Origin of the sequence: Mycobacterium sp. E2989, assembly GCF_001667595.1 — a bacterium.
Taxonomy (GTDB): domain Bacteria; phylum Actinomycetota; class Actinomycetes; order Mycobacteriales; family Mycobacteriaceae; genus Mycobacterium.
On record NZ_LZJX01000043.1, the window covers coordinates 22,111 to 38,192 of the forward strand.

Genomic DNA, 16,082 nt, shown 5'->3' on the forward strand with positions numbered 1-16,082 from the left:
CGTTCCTTTCGGGGTGGTGGATAAATGGGGCTGCGATCTAGGAACCAGCAGTCGAACAATCGGGGCACACGCCCCAGTAGATGACCTCGGCCTCGTCCAGGACGAAGCCGTCGAGGACGTTGTCTACGTCCGCCGGGGTGAGGCAGGGCGCCTCGCCGACCGCGCAGTCGATGTCGGCGATCACTCCGCAGGATCGGCAGACGACGTGGTGGTGGTTGTCGCCGACGCGTGACTCGTAGCGGGCGACCGAACCCGAAGGCTGGATGCGGCGGATCAATCCGACCGTGCTCAGCGCGTTGAGGACGTCGTATACGGCCTGGCGGGAGACATCCGGCAGGCCGACTCGCACCGCCGAGAAGATGGTTTCCGTGTCGGAATGGGGGTGGGCGTCCACCGCCTCCAGCACCGCGACCCTGGGACGGGTCACCCGGAGATCGGCCATCCGCAATCGTTCCGCGTAATCGGCCGTCGATGACACCGCACCAATATGACGCACTTATCTGGAACGAGTCAAGACTTTACTGTGAAGTGGGGCACAACTTCCGGCGACGAATGAGCTGCGTCACGTCGGCTTCAGGGCGCTGCCCTTGCGCCAGTCGTCCAAGCTGAGCGTCCAGTCACCGTTCTGCGCCAGCGTCAGCGGCGGGCCGCCGCTGTTGCGAACCTCGACCACGTCGCCGGGCACCGAGAAGTCGTAGAACCATTTCGCGTTGTCGGCGTTGAGGTTCAGGCAGCCGTGCGACGTGTCCTGATGCCCCTGGGCCCATACCGTGGCGTCCAGCTCGTGCAGGTAGATGCCGTCGGTGCTGATCTTGGTGGCCCAGTTGATCGTCTCGCGATACCCGAGGCGCGAATTCTTGGGCAACCCGAACGTCGAAGAATCCATCACCACCGGGTTGCCCTTATCCAGGACGGTGTAGACGCCCGGTGGCGTCCACAGCGAGATGCTCTTGCCGCCGACGTTCTCGGTGCCGCCCATCCCCATCGAGGTCGGCATCGTGCGGACCAGGGCGCCGTTGTTGAAGACGCTCACTTGATGGGTCGCGTCGTCCGCGATCGAGACGTGCGCGTCGCCGATCCGGAACGACACCTTGGCGTCGTCTTGGCCGAATAGGCCGTCGCCCAACGCGATTCCGTAGATCTTTGCTTCGGCGGTGACGGTGGTGCCCGGCGCGTAGTAGTGCTCCGGCCGCCAGTGGGCGGTTTGGCCGTCCACCCAGTACCACGACCCCTGCACCTTGGGGTCGGTGGTCACCGCCAGGTGCCGCTCGGCCTCGGCCCGGTCGGCGATCTGCTCGTCGAAGTGGGCCACGACCACCGTGCCGACGCCGTAGGTGCCGCCGTCTTTGAGGGCGGCCTCCGCCGTGGTGGTGAACGAAACCTTGGTCTGGTTGGACGGCTTCAGCGTGGAGAACGACGAAACTTGTGTCGCCGCAACACCGTTGGGGCCGCGGCTGGTGACCGTCAGGGTATACGTGCGGCCGTAGCCCAGGGGGACCGTGGGCTTCCATACAGTGTTGTCCGGGGTCATGACGCCCTGCACGGGCTTGCCGCTCTCGTTGACCATGCGGACCTCGGTCAACGTCCCCGTGTCGGCCTTCACCATGACGTGGGCTACCGGATCGATGTCACGCGCGTCGGGGCCGGGCGTGATGGTGACGTGCGCGGGCCCCGGGGTGTTTGACGAGGCACTGCGGTGACCGCAGCCGGCAAGCGATGCCGCGACGACGACGACCGCCAGCACGGCGAGCAGTATCCGGCGGGCGCTGCGGTCCCGGAAGATCCGGCGGACGGGCCGATCGCTGGTCGTGGGCATCATTGAGCTGACGGATCCTTGCGTTCTGTTAGCTGCCGGGGGGCGCGCTCGCCGCCGGCGGGACGATGTTGTCCATCAGGTGCCACGGACGTGCGGTTTCTAAACCGACGGGCCACGGCGCGGGGATCATGGCCTCATGGCCGACGACGAACTCGACAGTCTGTATTGGGCGGCGCCGAAGGATTTCACCGGGGAGCGCACCCGATTGGCCGCCGCGGCCAGGCGCCGCGGGGACGACGCCGCCGCCAAGCGGATCTCCGCGGCCAACAAGCCGACCACCGCGGCATGGGTCGTCAACCGGCTCGCCCTCGCGCGCGGGGACACCCGACAACGGCTCGCGGACCTGGGCGACGAACTGCGCGCCGCACACGCCGCGATGGACGGCGCGCGCATTCGGGACTTGTCCGCCGAGCAGCATCGGCTCATCGGGGAGCTCACGCGGGCAGCGCTCGAGGCGGCCGACATCAGCCGGCCGTCCGCGGCGGTGCGCGACGACGTCACCAGCACGCTGCAAGCGGCGATCGCCGACCCTGATGTCCGGCGGCGACTCGGCCGGCTGGCCCGGCCCGAGCAGTGGTCGGGTTTCGGCGATTTCGGGGGCGCGACCCCGGTGTCGGCGGGCAGCGCCCGGACCGCGAAGGCGACGGCGCCCGCGTCGAAATCGGGGGTGCAACCCGCCAAGCCGTCCGCGCGCGACGCGGCCGCGCGGCGGCGGCTCGAAAAGCTGACCGCCGCCGTGGCCGCCGCCGAGCGCAAGAAGGCCGACGCCGACGCCGAGCTGTCGGAGCGCCTGGCCGAGCGCGACACCGCCCGCAAGCGCCGTGAAGACGCGCTCGCGGCCCTGCGCACGGCCGAACGCGACGCCGACCGCGCCGAGGCGAAGTACGTTAAGGCCCAGCAAGCCAGCCGCGCCGCCGCGGATTTGGTTGCGGAGGCGAAAGCGCAGTTGAAGCGGGCGTGACGGCGGCCACCGCGGCGCCGCGGTGTTTCCCCGGGTTCGGGAGGGGTATTAGCCCACGCGTGACGTCTTTATGGTTGGCCAATCGGGCCGAACAGCCTTGGGCCGCAAGCCAGCTTGACGAGGGCTCCCATTCCGCGGACGTGATCGTCGTCGGCGCCGGCATCACCGGGCTGATGACGGCGGTCCTGTTGGCCCGCGCGGGCAAGGATGTGTTGGTGCTCGAGGCGCGCACCGTCGGGGCCTGCGCCACCGGCAACACCACCGCGAAGATCAGCCTGCTGCAAAGCACCCACCTGTCGAAGATCCTGCCCAGGCATGGCCGGGAATTGGCGCGCGCCTATGTGGACGGGAACCGCGAGGGCCAGGACTGGGTGATCGATTACTGCGAGTCCCATGACATACCGGTGCAGCGCGAGGACGCCTACACCTATGCCCAATCCGCCAAGGGAGTGCCGTCCGCGCGCCTGGAACTCAAGGCGTGCCAAGCGGTCGGGCTGCCCGCCGTCTGGGACGACGAGGCCGCCGTGCCGTTCCCGTACCACGGCGGGGTCCGGCTCGGCGACCAGGCGCAGTTCGATCCGATGCCGTTCCTGGACGCGCTGGCCAAGGAACTGCTCGACCGGGGCGGCCGACTGGTCGAGCACACGCGGGTCCGGCGGGTGTCCAGCCGGGGCGGACGGGTGCGCGTGCACGTCAACGACGCGGCGCAGCAAGACGTCGAGCTGCAAGCCGGGCAACTGGTGCTGGCCACCGGTATTCCGATCCTGGATCGCGGCGGATATTTCGCACGCGTGAAGCCGAGCCGGTCCTACTGCATGGCCTTCAAGGTTCCCGGCGACATCACCAGGCCGATGATGATCTCCAGCGACTCGCCGACCCGCTCGGTGCGCTACGCCCCCGTCCCGGACGGGGAGCTGCTGATCGTCGGCGGGGCCGGCCACACCGTCGGCCGCAAGAAGAGCCCGACCAAGGCGCTCGAGGAACTGGCGTCGTGGACCCGCAAGCACTACCCGGGTGCCAAGCAGACGCATTTTTGGTCCGCACAGGACTACACGCCGATCGATCAGCTGCCCTACGTCGGGCCCATCCTGCCGAACAGCGAAACCATCTTCGTTGCAACGGGATTCAACAAGTGGGGGATGACCAACGGCGCGGCCGCCGCGTTGGCGCTGTCGAGCCGCATCCTGGGTGGCCGGATGGACTGGGCCAGAGCGTTCGCCAGCTGGAGCCCCCACGAGTTGACGGGGCTGCCGACGGCCATGCAAGCCAACCTCGAAGTGGGCTTCGATCTGGCCAAGGGATGGATCACCCCGCTGCTGCGCACCGGCAAGCGGAGCCCCGGCCCCGACGAGGGCGGCGTGGTGAGCGGGCCGCCGTGGCGGCTGGAGGCGCGCTGCCGTGTCGACGGCACCGAGCACCGCGTCTCGCCGGTGTGCCCGCATCTCGGCGGGATCGTGAACTGGAACGACGCCGACAAGGCGTGGGAGTGCCCACTGCACGGGTCGCGTTTCGCGCCGGACGGCACCCTGCTGGAGGGGCCGGCCACCCGCGATCTGACGGCCTGAGGCGGTCAGCCGGCCTTTCGGTAGACGAGCCAGCGCAACTCGATCGGCGAGTGCTCGCGTTGAACGTCGAACACGTCGAGGCCGCTGGCCCACCCCTCGAACCAACCCGTGGGTGGCCAGGCGCCTTCGGGCAGGTGCGCCTTCTCGTATTCGTAAGCCGAATCGTCGGCGACCAGCTCGAGCGGCAGTCCGGACACCGCGCTCGCCAGCTGATCGCGCGTGTAGATCATGGTGTTGCACTGCTGGCCGAGTTCCACCGCGGACGCGTCGGGGACGTAGCCTTCCCGGGGCAGGAAGGCGTTGAACACCAGGCGGCCCCTGGCGGCCAAGCAGTCGGCGGCGAGTTCGAACACGCCCCGCAACTCGTGGGTGGTCCGAAAGTCGGGCACGACTTCGGCGAGCACCATCAGCTGGTATTCGTCGTGGACGCTTTCCATCGCGGTGAAGACATCGCTTTGGATCACGCGCACGCCCAGCGATTCGCTCTGGGCCTCCGAGCGCATGATGTCGGCGAGCTTCGCCGCCATCTCGACCGCGTCCACCGGGTGCCCGCGGCGGGCCAGGGCCAGGGCGTTGCGTCCGGTTCCCGCTCCGACGTCCAACACGCGGTGGGCCGTCGGGTCGACCGCCTCGGCGGCCAACGCCAGCACCCGCGCGTCGGGCTCGGTGCCGAACAGCGGCGGCGGACGCACGGCCACCCATCCGTCGTAGTCGGCCTCGACCGTCCGCCATTCGGCTTTGACGCGGATGTTCACGCTCGTCCCGAAGGAGGAGTTGAACGAGATGAGGATGTCCGAACGGGGAGAGGCCTTGAAACCCTTCGCCAGCTCCGCCGCCAGCGCGGTCCTGAGCTGGGCGGATTGTTCCGGCGTGTGCCAGACGCCCAGGGTGGCGCAGATGTTGCCGCACAACAGGACGTACTCGTCGAGCATGCTGGGCACGGCCGGCACCCGGATGTGACCCTCGGACGACGAACGGCGATACAACCGCCTGACCATCGCTTCATGCAGCATCGACGGATCGAAAGGGCTGGGCGGCGGATCTTGCACCAGAACCTTCTACCCGACCCGGCCGCTTTGCACCACCGCGTCTTCCAGAAGATCGGCGGCCCTGCCGACGCTTTCGGCGGGTTTGGTCAGCTGCGCGGCCACCTCGCGGGCCCGGACGGCACATTCCGGAGCAAGGACCGAGCGCAGGTCGGCGACGAGTGAGTCTAGGGTGCTGTCGAAAAAGCCCCGCCCGGCACCAACTTTCAGATGTTCGACAGCCTCTGCCCACATCGGCTGGTCCCAGACCGTCCAGAGGATCAGCGTCGGAACACCGGCGCGCAGGCCCGCAGCCGTGGTGCCCGAGCCTCCGTGGTGGACCACCGCGCGACAGGCGGGAAAGACGGCGGCGTAATTCAGCGCCGCCACCACCTTGACATGGTCCGGCCGTGGAACGCCGCCGAAGTCGTTTGCGCCGGCGCAGATCAACGCCCGCTCACCCAACTGTGCGCAGGCCGCGTTGATGACGGCGACTGTTTCGGCGGGGGACTCGATGGGAGTGCTGCCGAAACCGAAGTAGATCGGGGGCGTGCCGTCGCCGATCCAAGACAGGACTTCGTCGTCAGCATCCGTCGGCATCTCCAGCGTCAACGAGCCGACGAAGGGACGCCAACCGCCTGGCTCCACCCACTCGGCTGCCCCGCCCGGCAAGCAGAGTTCGTCGTAGGTCTGAAGTTCGAGCAATCCATGTTCAGCGCGCGTCGGCGGACCGGCCGCCGGCGACAATCCCAGTGCACGACGTTGGGCGTCTCCTGCATCCCTTGTGATCCCCAAATACAACTCGCTCGAGGGCATTATCCGCGCCGGGAAGACGTGCAGCGCGGCAAGCGGAATGCCGTGATACTCGGCCACGTTGGCTGCCAGCGCCTGGTCGTTCATGTGCGCCAGGAGCAGGTCCGCCCCCTCCGCAAGCGCCGTCAGGGTCATGCTCTTCTCCGACCAGATTCGGTTGACACGCTCAGCGACTTGAGGCGCTGCACCAAAGCCGTGGAAGCTGCCAAGGAGTTCCCTCGCCGCATTCATCGAGCCTTGTGTTTCAGGCCCGTAGGCGACCGCGGCGAGTCCCACCGACTCGACGAAGCCGACCTTGTCCGGGGGGACAGCCAGGTGTACGTCGTGACCGCGGCGCGACAGCTCACGACCCAGGGCAGCGCACGGCTCGACGTCGCCCCGTCCTCCGTAGCTTGCCAGTACAAATTTCACGCACTTAGACCTAACTCGCGGTGGTGATACCGATCCAAGCAGACCGGCCGTTGATCGCCCGGTCCGCTTATACCGCATGCGGGGCGAGGCCGCCCGCGCCGTTGCCGGGCTCCGCGGGAACCCCGGGGTTGCTTATCGGTGATCGGCGCCACTCACCGTCGTTGCATCGCTGGTCACCGGCCCCACTCGCGCCTCTGCGTCGCCTCGCGCGCCGTCCGGCGGCAGGACTCGGTTTCAAGTCATGGTGAAATCTTTATTGCGGGAAGGATCTAGATTTGTTCGCTGTCCGTTGGGCAATCCCACTACGGCCAGCTACGAACCGTTAAGACTGTGGCCACCTACCGTCCGGAGGAGACGACCATGGATTTCGCAGCGCTGCCTCCGGAAATCAATTCCGCGCGGATGTACACCGGGCCGGGGGCGGCACCGCTGCTCGGCGCGGCCATCGCCTGGGACGCGCTGGCCGTCGCGCTGCATGCCGCGGCGACGTCTTACCAGTCCGAGATCACGGCCCTGACCGGTGGGCCCTGGATGGGTCCGTCGGCGGAGGCGATGGCGGCCGCCGCGGCCCCCTATGTGAGCTGGACCCGAACGGCCGCCGCACAGGCCGAAGAGACCGCCAACCAGGCCAAAGCGGCCGCCGCCGCGTACGAGGCGGCGTTCGCGGAAACGGTGCCGCCGCCGGTCATCGCGGCCAACCGCAGCCAGCTGATGTCCCTGATCGCGACGAACGTCTTCGGGCAGAACACCCCGGCGATCGCGACCACGGAGGCGCAGTACTCCGAGATGTGGGCCCAGGACGCCGGGGCCATGTACGGCTACGCGGCGTCCGCGGCGGCGGCGACCAGGCTGACGCCCTTCACCCCGCCACAGCAGAGCACCGATTCGGGCGGCTCGGTGCGGCAGGCGGCCGCCCTCAACCAGGCCGCGGCCACGTCGGCCGGAAAGGTGCAGAGCGCGGTCACCTCGACGCAGCAGGCCCTGGCCGCGACGCCCGACGCGCTGAACAGCCTCGCGGGCCCGCTCCTCCCGGGCTTCGGCGGGCGGGACCTGTTGGGCCTGGCGGCGGACCTCAGCGCGGTGTTCGTCGACCCGGAGATCGGGGCGGCGGGCCTCGCCGCCGCCGTCGTGGCCCTTCCCTACGACGTTTCCGGTGCTTTGACCGGTTTCCACACCGATGACATCGTCAGCGGCTGGGCCGGGGTGCAGTCCTGGCCGGGCTTCGCCCCGGTTCCCCCGACGCCCTTCCCGGTGATCACCAACCTGGCGGGCGGGTCGGCCGCGACGGCGGGTCTGGCCCAGGCGAACACCGTCGGCGGTCTGTCGGTCCCGCCGGCCTGGACCGCGGCCGCCCCGGAGATACGGCCGGCCGCCCTGGCGCTGCCCGCCACCAGCGTGGGCGCCGCGCCGGCCTCGTCCGGCACGTCCGGCAGCCTGTTCGGTGAGATGGCCGCGGCGGGCATGGCCGGGCGCGCCATGGCCGGCACGGGCGGCGCGGGCCGCGCCGAAAGGGTCAGGGGGGCAACGCAAAAGCCGACGAAGGACGGCACGGCGGTACCTCAGGTGCCGGCTGGCGGGCCGATCACCAGCATCGCCGCCGAGCTGCGCGAGCTCGCTTCCCTGCGCGATGCGGGGATCATCACCGAGGACGAGTTCCTCGAGCAAAAGCAGCGCCTGCTCCCGCACTGACCTCGCGCGCGCCGACATGGGGCGCATTTTCCATAACCGGCGCCCAATACCGCCAGATGGCTCGGGCAATTGCTGCCGGGATCAATGAATTTCCGGGTGGCCTCGCCGTGTCACCGGCTGGCTGGCAAACCTGATAGCAGTCGATCGCCGTCTGCGCAACTCCGGGCGCAGCACAGCCATCCGGGGCGACTGAGCCGGTGCAACCACGGCTCGCACCAAGCCCGCAGAAATGTTGTCCCCGCCGTTACCGAAGGGGCGCAGCAATTTTCTTACTTTTAATATTGGCCGGCATCGCCCGCTCATATACTTGCCCCACCTCGATACCGACAACAAAAGAAGGGCACAAAATGCTTACATCGCGTTGGCTGGCCAAACTGACAATTCCCGTCATGGTTGGCGCTGCCCTCACCGCAACGACCGCGATTGCGTCGGCCGACAGCACCGACGACGCATACCTGGCGAAATTGCACAACCTCGGATTCTCCTGGCCCTCGTCGAGTGACTCCGACATGATCGCGCTGGGGCACGCGGTCTGCGCGGACCGGATGGCCGGCAAGACGCCGGACGCTATCGCCGCCGACCTGCATTCCGGCATGAGCGCGAAGGGCTTCAGCTTCGCCGACATGACCGGCTGGGTGAGCGCGGCGGAGTCGACCTATTGCCCGGGCTGATCGATTTCTGACCCCCCAGTGGGGTTGGCGTGCTGCCCGCATAGTCTGATCCGGACGGTGCGGGCGGGGTCGTTGAGTGGGGACGGGCAGTGACGGAGCCGACGGGGTTTTCGGGTCAGGCCGCTGCTGAGCTGCGGGTGCAAACCCTGCTGCGCTATCCGGTGAAATCGATGCTCGGCGAAGCCGTGCCGCACCTGTTCGTCGACGAGCACGGCGCCCAGGGCGACCGGCGGCTGGCGCTGCTCGACGCCGACACCGGCCATGTGGCCAGCGCCAAGAATGCCCGGCTGTGGCGTGGTTTGTTGAAGTGCACCGCCAACGCAGACGCCGGCCGGGTGAGCATCGAACTGCCCGACGGATCCAGCGTGGCGGCCGACGACCCCGGCGTCGACGATCTGCTCTCGCAGCTGTTGGGGCGCCCGGTCCGAATGATCGCCCAGCGCCCGCAGGGCGCCTCGTTGGTGCGCCCCGATCCGGAGAAGTTGCTGGAGCTGGGCCTGGATGCCGACGTCGGTGGCCGCATCCTGCAGATCGCCCAGGCGACGCCGGGTGACGCGTTCACCGATGAGGCGCCGCTGCATGCGATTACGACGGCCACGGTCGAACACATCGGTGTGGAGGCGCTTCGGTATCGACCCAACTTGGTTATCGAGACGCCGCCCGGCTACCCGCCGTACGCCGAAAACGACTGGGTCGGCCGCGACATCGCCGTCGGCGGCGCACGACTGCGCGTCCTCACGGCCACATCCCGCTGCGTCGTACCGACGCTCGAACACGGATCGCTGCCACGCGCCCCGCATGCCCTGCGCACACCGGCGGCTGAAAACCGTTGGGACACAGGCGGTCACGGCCCCCAGCCGTGCGCGGGCGCGTATCTCGCGGTGGCGGCGGAGGGCATCATCCGCGTCGGCGACCGCGTCACCATCGGCGGGTAGGGGGATTCACTCGGTGATCGCCGCGAAGTCCACCCAGAGCTGGCGGGGCCCGCGGAACACCTGATTGTGCCGGTAGGGCGGCGGGTCGACCACCAGCTTGGGAGATTCGAGGCGGCGGACGAAGATCTCCAGCGCCAGGTTGACCTCCAGCCGCGCCAGCGGGCCGCCCATGCAGGTGTGAATGCCGCTGCCCCAACCGAAATGCTCGTTATCCGGGCGCAGCGGGTCGAAGCGGTCGGGATTGTCGAAGCGACGCGGATCCCGGTTGGCGGCGGCGTAGATCAGATACACGGCCGAGCCCGCGGGGATCAGCGTCCCGGCGATCTCGATGTCCGCGGTGGCGCTGCGGCTGGGGAAGAACTGAACCGCCGACTGCAGCCGCTGCACCTCTTCGATGACGCGCGGAATCAGCTCCGGACGCTGCCTGACCAAATCCCAGCTGCCGGGGTTGCGCAGCAGCGTCATCACGCAATTGCTGATGGTGTTGACCGTGGAATCGTGTCCGGCGACCAGAAGCAGCATGGCGTTGGACGTCGCCTCCTGCACCGACATCGGGCCGTCGGGGCCGTCGTCGTGCAGCAGCCTGGACAGCAGGCCCTCGCCGGGGGTTGCCGCGTATGTCTGCACCAGCTCACCCAGGTAGGCCAGCAGGGCGGCGGTTCCGGCGCGGCCCTTCTCCGCCAGGGCCCGCCCCTCCTCGGTGGCACCCTCGGGCCCGAGATCCAGGCCCATCATGAAGTCGAAGATCCAGGCGTGAAACCTCGATTCGTCTTCGACGGGCACGCCGAGGATCTTGCAGATGACGGAGACGGGTATCGGATAGGCGAACTCCGCCACCACGTCCAGACGGCCGGTGCCGCGCGCCTTGATCTCGTCGAGCAGGTCGTTGGCCAGCCGGACGACAAGCGGTTCCATGCCGGGGATCACGTCGGGGGAGTGCGGCGGCCCGAAGTGGCGCATCACCTGGCGCCGCGCCCGGTCGTGATCGGGCGGGTCGGAGACGATGATGCTCGGCTCCCGGCCGTAGGCCTGCAGGTGTCCGCTGCCGGGCTCGGGTTCGGGCTTATCGACACCGAAATCCGAAGGGCTGCGGCGAATGTCGGAGCTGATTCGCGGGTCGTGGGCCAGCGCGAGTAACTCCGGGTAGCCGGTGACGACGTAGGTCTTGTCGGCGACCTTGGCCACCGGTGTTTTGCGCAGCTCCTCGAAGAACGGGTAGGGGTTCGGCCGGTTCTCGAACTTCATCGCTTCGGCCCAGGCGGTCGCGGCGTTCATGTCGTCTCCTGCCGTCAGCGGATCCGGGGTCGGAATTCGGCGCCACGCGAGGTCGGGTCGTGTCCGGTGAGCACGACGTCGGGAATGTCGGTGCGTTCGCGCGGGTCGGGGAATCGGGCCGGCATCGGCTCGAAGAGGAGGGGCCGGTCGTAGCCGGGCGGGGGCGGCGGGAACGGTGCGGACCGCTCGATCAGGGAAGCGTAGTACGGCAGCCATTTTCCGTGATTGAACGTGACCGCCCCGACGATGCGGCCCCGGTGTCCGTAGGCGGCCGCGAAGCGGCGCTGCTCGACCGAGCCCTGGGTGAAGACGATCTCGTCGCCGAACGAGCACACGCCGACGCTCTTGATGTTGACGCCGAATTGTCCTGACCAGAACGAGGGGAGCGGCAGGTGCGGCCGTCGTCCCGTCTCCACACTGATCATGTTGTTGGCCGCCACCTCGGCGCCGAAAACCGCATTGTCCCAATGTTCTTGCGACATGAACTGGTATTCGTAGAGGACGTGCGGGGCGCGCGCCACATCGCCGGCGACGAAGATGTTGTCGGTCACCACGCCGTTGATGTCGAACGCGCGGCAGCCGGCGTCACAGGCCACTCCCCAAAACCCGCTCGCCAGCCGGGCACCCTCGAGCCACTCCACGTTGCGGATCGAGCCCAGCGAGGCCACCACGACGTCGACCTCGAGCACGGTGCCGTCCGACAGGTGGGCCGCGCGGACCTTGCCGCCGGCGTCGCCTTCGAGCCGATCGACCGCCACGCCGGTGCGCAGATCGACCCCGGCCTCGATCTGCATTTGCGCGGCGATGTCACCGATCACCCCGCCCAGCGCACCGGTCAGCGGCGCCTTGCCCCGCTCGGCGACGGTCACCGGAAGGTCGAGATCGCGGCACACCGAGGCGATCTCCGATCCCACGAACCCCGAGCCGACGATGAGCACCCGGCGGGGCCGTGCCTTGAGCGCCGCGGCAAGCTTGGCCGCGTCGTCGCACGTGCGCACGCTGAACAGCCCCGCCAGAGCCGCCTCTTCGGGGTTGAACCAGGGGCGCGCCCTGGTGCCCGTGGCGATCAGCAGCCGGTCGTAGTCCACCTTCTCGCCGTTGGCGAGCAGCACCTGGCGGTTCGGCCGGTCCAGGCCCACCGCCGCGACACCCAGCCGCCATTGCGCGTTCACGGGTCGCAGGCGGGGGAGTTTCGTGTGGTCGGCGGGCACCCAGCCCCTCAAAACCTGCTTGGACAGTGGTGGCCGGTCGTAGGGTTCATGGGGTTCGTCGCCAATGATGGTAAGCGGTCCCTGAAACCCCTTCTCGCGCAGCGCTTCCGCCGCGCGCAAACCGGCCAGGGACGCGCCGACGATGACGATTCGGCCCTGGGCTCTGAAGGTGTCGACCAGCTGGCTGACCAACGACCGCGTGGTCATGGGGCGTGCCGGTCGGTCGGTGGGTCCACTTCGAGGATGATCGCCTGGACGGGGCAGGAAGCCGCGGCGCGCAACACCCGCTGTCGCTGGGAGTCGTCAGGATTGGGATCGTAGGCCAGCGCTTCTTCGCCGACGAGTTGCAGCACGTCGGGCGCCAGCGGGACGCATTGCGCATAGCCCTGGCACTTGTTGAGATCCACGACCAGCCGCATGTTCCGACCTTCCGCCCGGCGATTATCCCCTTAGCGGGCAGATTACTTCGCCGCGGTCGCCCGCTACAGGATTCGCGAGGATTCGCGCGCCCGGGGCGGTACGTCAGGCGCCCAGATTGCGGAATGCCGTGTCGAGTTCCTCGGCCTGCTCGGCCAGTTCGCGTTCCGAGAGCTGCGCACCGCCGGTGCGCTGCAGCACCTCCTGGCGCGTGGCGATCTGCAGGGCGCCGCGGTAATCCGGGCTTTCCAACTGCGCCGGCGAAACGACGTCGATGCGGCCCTCGATCGCGACCAGCGCGGCCTGCTCGTCCGGGCAGTCCAACAACCGCCGGATATCGTCGGCGTTCACGGTCGAAGAGAATCCGGCCATGTTAGTGCGCCCCAACCATTTTCATGACGAGTAGCACCGCCACCGCGAGGAACACCACGGCGAAGACGCACACGGCGATCACCGTGAGCATTGAGCTGGGGGTGAATCGCCGGGTCGCCGGTGGTTGATGCCCTACCACGCCCGAGGTCTGCGCCGCCGCGGGGGGAGTGGTCCCCGGCGCGGTGCCACCACCCGGCTCGAGCCCGGGCGTTCGTAGGGGGTCCGGATTGGGGGGTTGCGCGGTCATCGTCGGCACCGGTCCTTTCGTGGGCTTCCGGGCGGCAGCGGCGCTTTCCACCGAGCCGCATCGCCACTCGGTCCGTTGCGGCTGCATTCCCGCCCAGCACGCGCCCAAACGGACCGCCGCAAATCGCGCACCGGCGATCGCGTCGCCAATCGGCAGGGCGGTGCGGGGACGGGCGCCTACGCTTCGGCCTGCGGGGTGGGGCTTTGCGCAGATTCCCACTTCGACGCGAGCGCCCTCGTGACCGTGGTGCCCGCGGCCAGGTCGAGCTGGAAGGTCTCCCCGCCGTCACCTTCGAACGTGATGCGGTAGCCGCCGTCGGTGGCGTCTTTGAACACCACCTTGTAGGGCCGGTCACCAGAGCCGCGGTTCACGCTGATGATGTCGCCCGGGGCGACGTCGTCGATCGGGTCGTTACCGGAGACTTTGGACATACCGTCGACGGTAGCCGGTCAGGCTCCGCACGCCCCACACGCCGTCGGCCGTGATGCCGTCTCGGTTGCGATCGGTGACTTCCCTTGCAGCTGTTGATAATTCACCAACCGACGGCCTCATCGCGGCGCACCAGAAGCGGGTGACGCAGATCACACGCGTGTTTGATCGGCCGCATCGGTGGAACCACTGACCGTGACACCAACGAACGAACGCAATTCTTGGCTAACGCCGCAAGGAGACTTTCGATGAGCGAGCACAACAAAGCCGACGAAGCGCGACGGGGCCTGATCGATTCGGTCAAGGGCAAAGCCAAAGAGGTCTTCGGGGCCGTCACCGGCAACGAATCACTGACCGCCGAGGGGCAACTCGAACAGACCCAGGCGCACGAGCGCAAGGAAGCCAACGCCATGGAGGCCGTCGCCGAGGCCCAGGCCGAACGCGCGCAAGACGATGCGGCCCAGGCCAAGGCGGAAGGCGCCCGGCAGCGGGTCGCCGCCAACGCGCAAGCCGTCACGGCCGAGGAATCGATCGAAGCCCAAGCGGCGGCTTCCGAGCGCGCCGCCGAGCAGGCCGCGCGGCAGCGCGCGACCGCCGAGAAGACCCGGGCCGAGCTGGACGCGCAGCACGAGATGCAGCGGGCGAAGGCCGAGGAGCGGGCCGAAATCCGCGACGCGTCCGAGGACATCGTCGACGCCGCCGCCGAGCACCAGAGCTCCGTGCAGGTCGCCCGGAACGAGGAGTCGGAGGCCGACCGTCTTCGACGCCAGGCCCAGAACGTGACCAACGACGCCGACCTGCCCTGACGGCGGCCCACAGACAGGAGAAGTTGATGAAGATATCCGAAGTCCCGTTGGCCGTTCTGCGGTTTCACTACCAACTGGCCCGTTTCCCGTTGCAGGTCATCGAGGACCGGGTGGTCACCCGGATCCCCAGCGAGGCGTCCGCGCGCCTGATCTTCGAGCGCTCGCTTGGCCTGCTGGACACCACCGTCGGCAATGCGCTCGACGACCCGCAGCTCGTCGAGCGGGGGACCGCGCTCGTCCAGCGCAGCGACGCGCTGGGCCGCGCCGCCCAGCTGGACGCGAAGGCCGCGGCCCGCCGCGAGCAGGCCGACGCGAAGCTGCGGGGCGCCCGCGACCAGGCGATCGAAGACCGCCAGGAGGCTCAGGCGGCGACGCAACAGGAGATCAAAGAGGCGCGCACCACCGCCGAGCAACGCAAACGCGAAGCGGCGCAGGCGGCCAACCAGCAGAGCGCCGCGGCGAAGCGGCGCGCCGACGAGGCGGCTGACCGGCAAAAGCACACGGTCGAATCAGCCAAGCGCCAGGTGGAGACCCGGACCAAGGCGGCCGAGAAGGCCGCCGCCAAGGCCGCGGCCGCGGAAATCGACGAGGCCGAGGACAAGCTGGGCGACGCCGCCGAGAGGCGCTCCGAAGCGGACCGGGTCGCCCAACTGGCGGCCGCCGAGAAGCAACAGCGGCAGGACGACTGACGCGTCAGGCGCGCGGCGCCGCGGCCTGGTTGACCTTGTTGGCAGCGAACGTCGCCGCCTGGGCGGTCATTCCCGCGTCGATGTAGGAGACGTGCGCCATGATGTTGCCGCCCGGGGAGCAGATCGGATCGTCCGGGGCGCACAGGCTGATCACCTTGGACCCATAGGCCGGGCTGATGGTCGGTAGCGGTTGACCGCCCCACAGCATGGACGAAAACCCGCTGCTGGGCTCGCCGAAGAGGGCGACGGCGGCGACGTGATCGGCGACCGACGGCGGCATCGCGTTGGTCGCCAAGTCGATCACCGTCGAGCCCTGGGAGTATCCGCCGAGCACGATCCTCGAGTTCGGGCAGCTGGCGACGGTGTCTTGGATGTGAGTGCTCGCGTCGTTCGACCCGGCGTTCGCGCTGTTGTGGTAGTCGTCGTTGGCCGGGTAGTTGACCGCATAGACGTCGACGGACTTCCCGCCGAGCTGCGAGGTGAGCGAGTCCACGAAGGCCTGGCCGATGTTGCCCAGCCCGGGCTCCTGGTGGGTGCCGCGGGCGAAGACCACCGACACGTCGGCGCAGGCATCGGCGCCCGCGGTGGGCAGGGCCGACGGCCCCCAGAGCGGGCTGCTCAAGGCCGCCCACGTCGTCGCCACCGAAACACCCATAATGCGAGCAAGTCTGCGTGAACTCATGCCGAAATCCTGTCACATCACCGGCCACGCCCGTCCCGGCGGGCAGGTACCCGTGCGGGCACGGCCGA

18 protein-coding genes are annotated in these 16,082 nt (G+C 68.8%); 7 read left to right on the top strand and 11 right to left on the bottom strand.

Annotated features, from left to right (window positions below):
- Positions 1-37: 37 nt before the first annotated feature.
- Both A5680_RS08625 and A5680_RS08630 read right to left on the bottom strand, forming a co-directional pair.
- Positions 38-478, bottom strand: coding sequence for a Fur family transcriptional regulator (locus A5680_RS08625; RefSeq protein WP_055399182.1), 441 nt, complete (start codon positions 476-478; stop codon positions 38-40).
- 84 nt (positions 479-562) lie between these two features.
- Positions 563-1,819, bottom strand: coding sequence for an Ig-like domain-containing protein (locus tag A5680_RS08630; protein ID WP_067818281.1), 1,257 nt, complete (start codon positions 1,817-1,819; stop codon positions 563-565).
- Positions 1,820-1,952: 133 nt separating this feature from the next.
- Here A5680_RS08630 and A5680_RS08635 point away from each other — a divergent pair, with 133 nt between their 5' ends.
- Complete coding sequence (locus A5680_RS08635) at positions 1,953-2,777, top strand: hypothetical protein (protein ID WP_067818283.1); 825 nt, start codon at positions 1,953-1,955, stop codon at positions 2,775-2,777.
- Positions 2,778-2,836: 59 nt separating this feature from the next.
- On the top strand, positions 2,837-4,342 hold the full coding sequence (locus A5680_RS08640) for an FAD-dependent oxidoreductase (RefSeq protein WP_197499748.1): 1,506 nt from the start codon (positions 2,837-2,839) through the stop codon (positions 4,340-4,342).
- A gap of 5 nt (positions 4,343-4,347) precedes the next feature.
- Here A5680_RS08640 and A5680_RS08645 read toward each other — a convergent pair whose 3' ends face one another.
- Positions 4,348-5,391 carry a bifunctional 2-polyprenyl-6-hydroxyphenol methylase/3-demethylubiquinol 3-O-methyltransferase UbiG gene (locus A5680_RS08645; protein ID WP_067818289.1) on the bottom strand — a complete coding sequence of 348 codons (1,044 nt, stop codon included), beginning with the start codon at positions 5,389-5,391 and terminating at the stop codon, positions 4,348-4,350.
- A gap of 9 nt (positions 5,392-5,400) precedes the next feature.
- Positions 5,401-6,591 (bottom strand): glycosyltransferase, encoded by a 1,191-nt coding sequence (locus tag A5680_RS08650; protein WP_067818293.1) that lies wholly within the window; start codon positions 6,589-6,591, stop codon positions 5,401-5,403.
- Positions 6,592-6,951: 360 nt separating this feature from the next.
- On the opposite strand from A5680_RS08650, the gene A5680_RS08655 reads away from it, so the two are divergent.
- The 3 genes from A5680_RS08655 to A5680_RS08665 all read left to right on the top strand — a co-directional run bounded on the left by A5680_RS08655 (position 6,952) and on the right by A5680_RS08665 (position 9,886).
- Positions 6,952-8,280, top strand: a complete 1,329-nt coding sequence (locus tag A5680_RS08655) for a PPE domain-containing protein (protein ID WP_067818368.1) — start codon at positions 6,952-6,954, stop codon at positions 8,278-8,280.
- A 389-nt stretch (positions 8,281-8,669) separates the two neighbouring features.
- Positions 8,670-8,951 carry a DUF732 domain-containing protein gene (locus A5680_RS08660; RefSeq protein WP_156675037.1) on the top strand — a complete coding sequence of 94 codons (282 nt, stop codon included), beginning with the start codon at positions 8,670-8,672 and terminating at the stop codon, positions 8,949-8,951.
- An 89-nt stretch (positions 8,952-9,040) separates the two neighbouring features.
- Positions 9,041-9,886, top strand: coding sequence for an MOSC domain-containing protein (locus A5680_RS08665; RefSeq protein WP_067818301.1), 846 nt, complete (start codon positions 9,041-9,043; stop codon positions 9,884-9,886).
- A gap of 6 nt (positions 9,887-9,892) precedes the next feature.
- Here the strand turns inward: A5680_RS08665 and A5680_RS08670 are convergent, their stop codons facing one another.
- From A5680_RS08670 to A5680_RS08690, 6 genes are all read right to left on the bottom strand, one after another.
- Positions 9,893-11,161, bottom strand: a complete 1,269-nt coding sequence (locus A5680_RS08670) for a cytochrome P450 (protein ID WP_067818304.1) — start codon at positions 11,159-11,161, stop codon at positions 9,893-9,895.
- A 14-nt stretch (positions 11,162-11,175) separates the two neighbouring features.
- On the bottom strand, positions 11,176-12,579 hold the full coding sequence (locus A5680_RS08675) for an NAD(P)/FAD-dependent oxidoreductase (RefSeq protein WP_067818307.1): 1,404 nt from the start codon (positions 12,577-12,579) through the stop codon (positions 11,176-11,178).
- Entirely contained in the window at positions 12,576-12,791 is a 216-nt protein-coding gene (locus A5680_RS08680) for a ferredoxin (protein ID WP_055399202.1), read from the bottom strand. The genes A5680_RS08675 and A5680_RS08680 overlap by 4 nt, the downstream gene beginning before the upstream one ends.
- 103 nt (positions 12,792-12,894) lie before the next feature.
- Positions 12,895-13,140 carry a hypothetical protein gene (locus A5680_RS08685; protein WP_369827633.1) on the bottom strand — a complete coding sequence of 82 codons (246 nt, stop codon included), beginning with the start codon at positions 13,138-13,140 and terminating at the stop codon, positions 12,895-12,897.
- 22 nt (positions 13,141-13,162) lie between these two features.
- Positions 13,163-13,408, bottom strand: a complete 246-nt coding sequence (locus A5680_RS25105) for a DUF6480 family protein (RefSeq protein ID WP_082970311.1) — start codon at positions 13,406-13,408, stop codon at positions 13,163-13,165.
- A gap of 176 nt (positions 13,409-13,584) precedes the next feature.
- On the bottom strand, positions 13,585-13,839 hold the full coding sequence (locus tag A5680_RS08690) for a hypothetical protein (RefSeq protein ID WP_055399210.1): 255 nt from the start codon (positions 13,837-13,839) through the stop codon (positions 13,585-13,587).
- A gap of 246 nt (positions 13,840-14,085) precedes the next feature.
- On the opposite strand from A5680_RS08690, the gene A5680_RS08695 reads away from it, so the two are divergent.
- Together A5680_RS08695 and A5680_RS08700 are read left to right on the top strand one after the other, a co-directional pair.
- Positions 14,086-14,643, top strand: a complete 558-nt coding sequence (locus A5680_RS08695; protein WP_055399212.1) for a CsbD family protein — start codon at positions 14,086-14,088, stop codon at positions 14,641-14,643.
- Positions 14,644-14,669: 26 nt separating this feature from the next.
- Positions 14,670-15,332, top strand: a complete 663-nt coding sequence (locus tag A5680_RS08700; RefSeq protein WP_067818312.1) for an IF2 family translation initiation factor — start codon at positions 14,670-14,672, stop codon at positions 15,330-15,332.
- Positions 15,333-15,336: 4 nt separating this feature from the next.
- Here the strand turns inward: A5680_RS08700 and A5680_RS08705 are convergent, their stop codons facing one another.
- Positions 15,337-16,014 (bottom strand): cutinase family protein, encoded by a 678-nt coding sequence (locus A5680_RS08705; protein WP_067818315.1) that lies wholly within the window; start codon positions 16,012-16,014, stop codon positions 15,337-15,339.
- Positions 16,015-16,082: the final 68 nt, after the last annotated feature.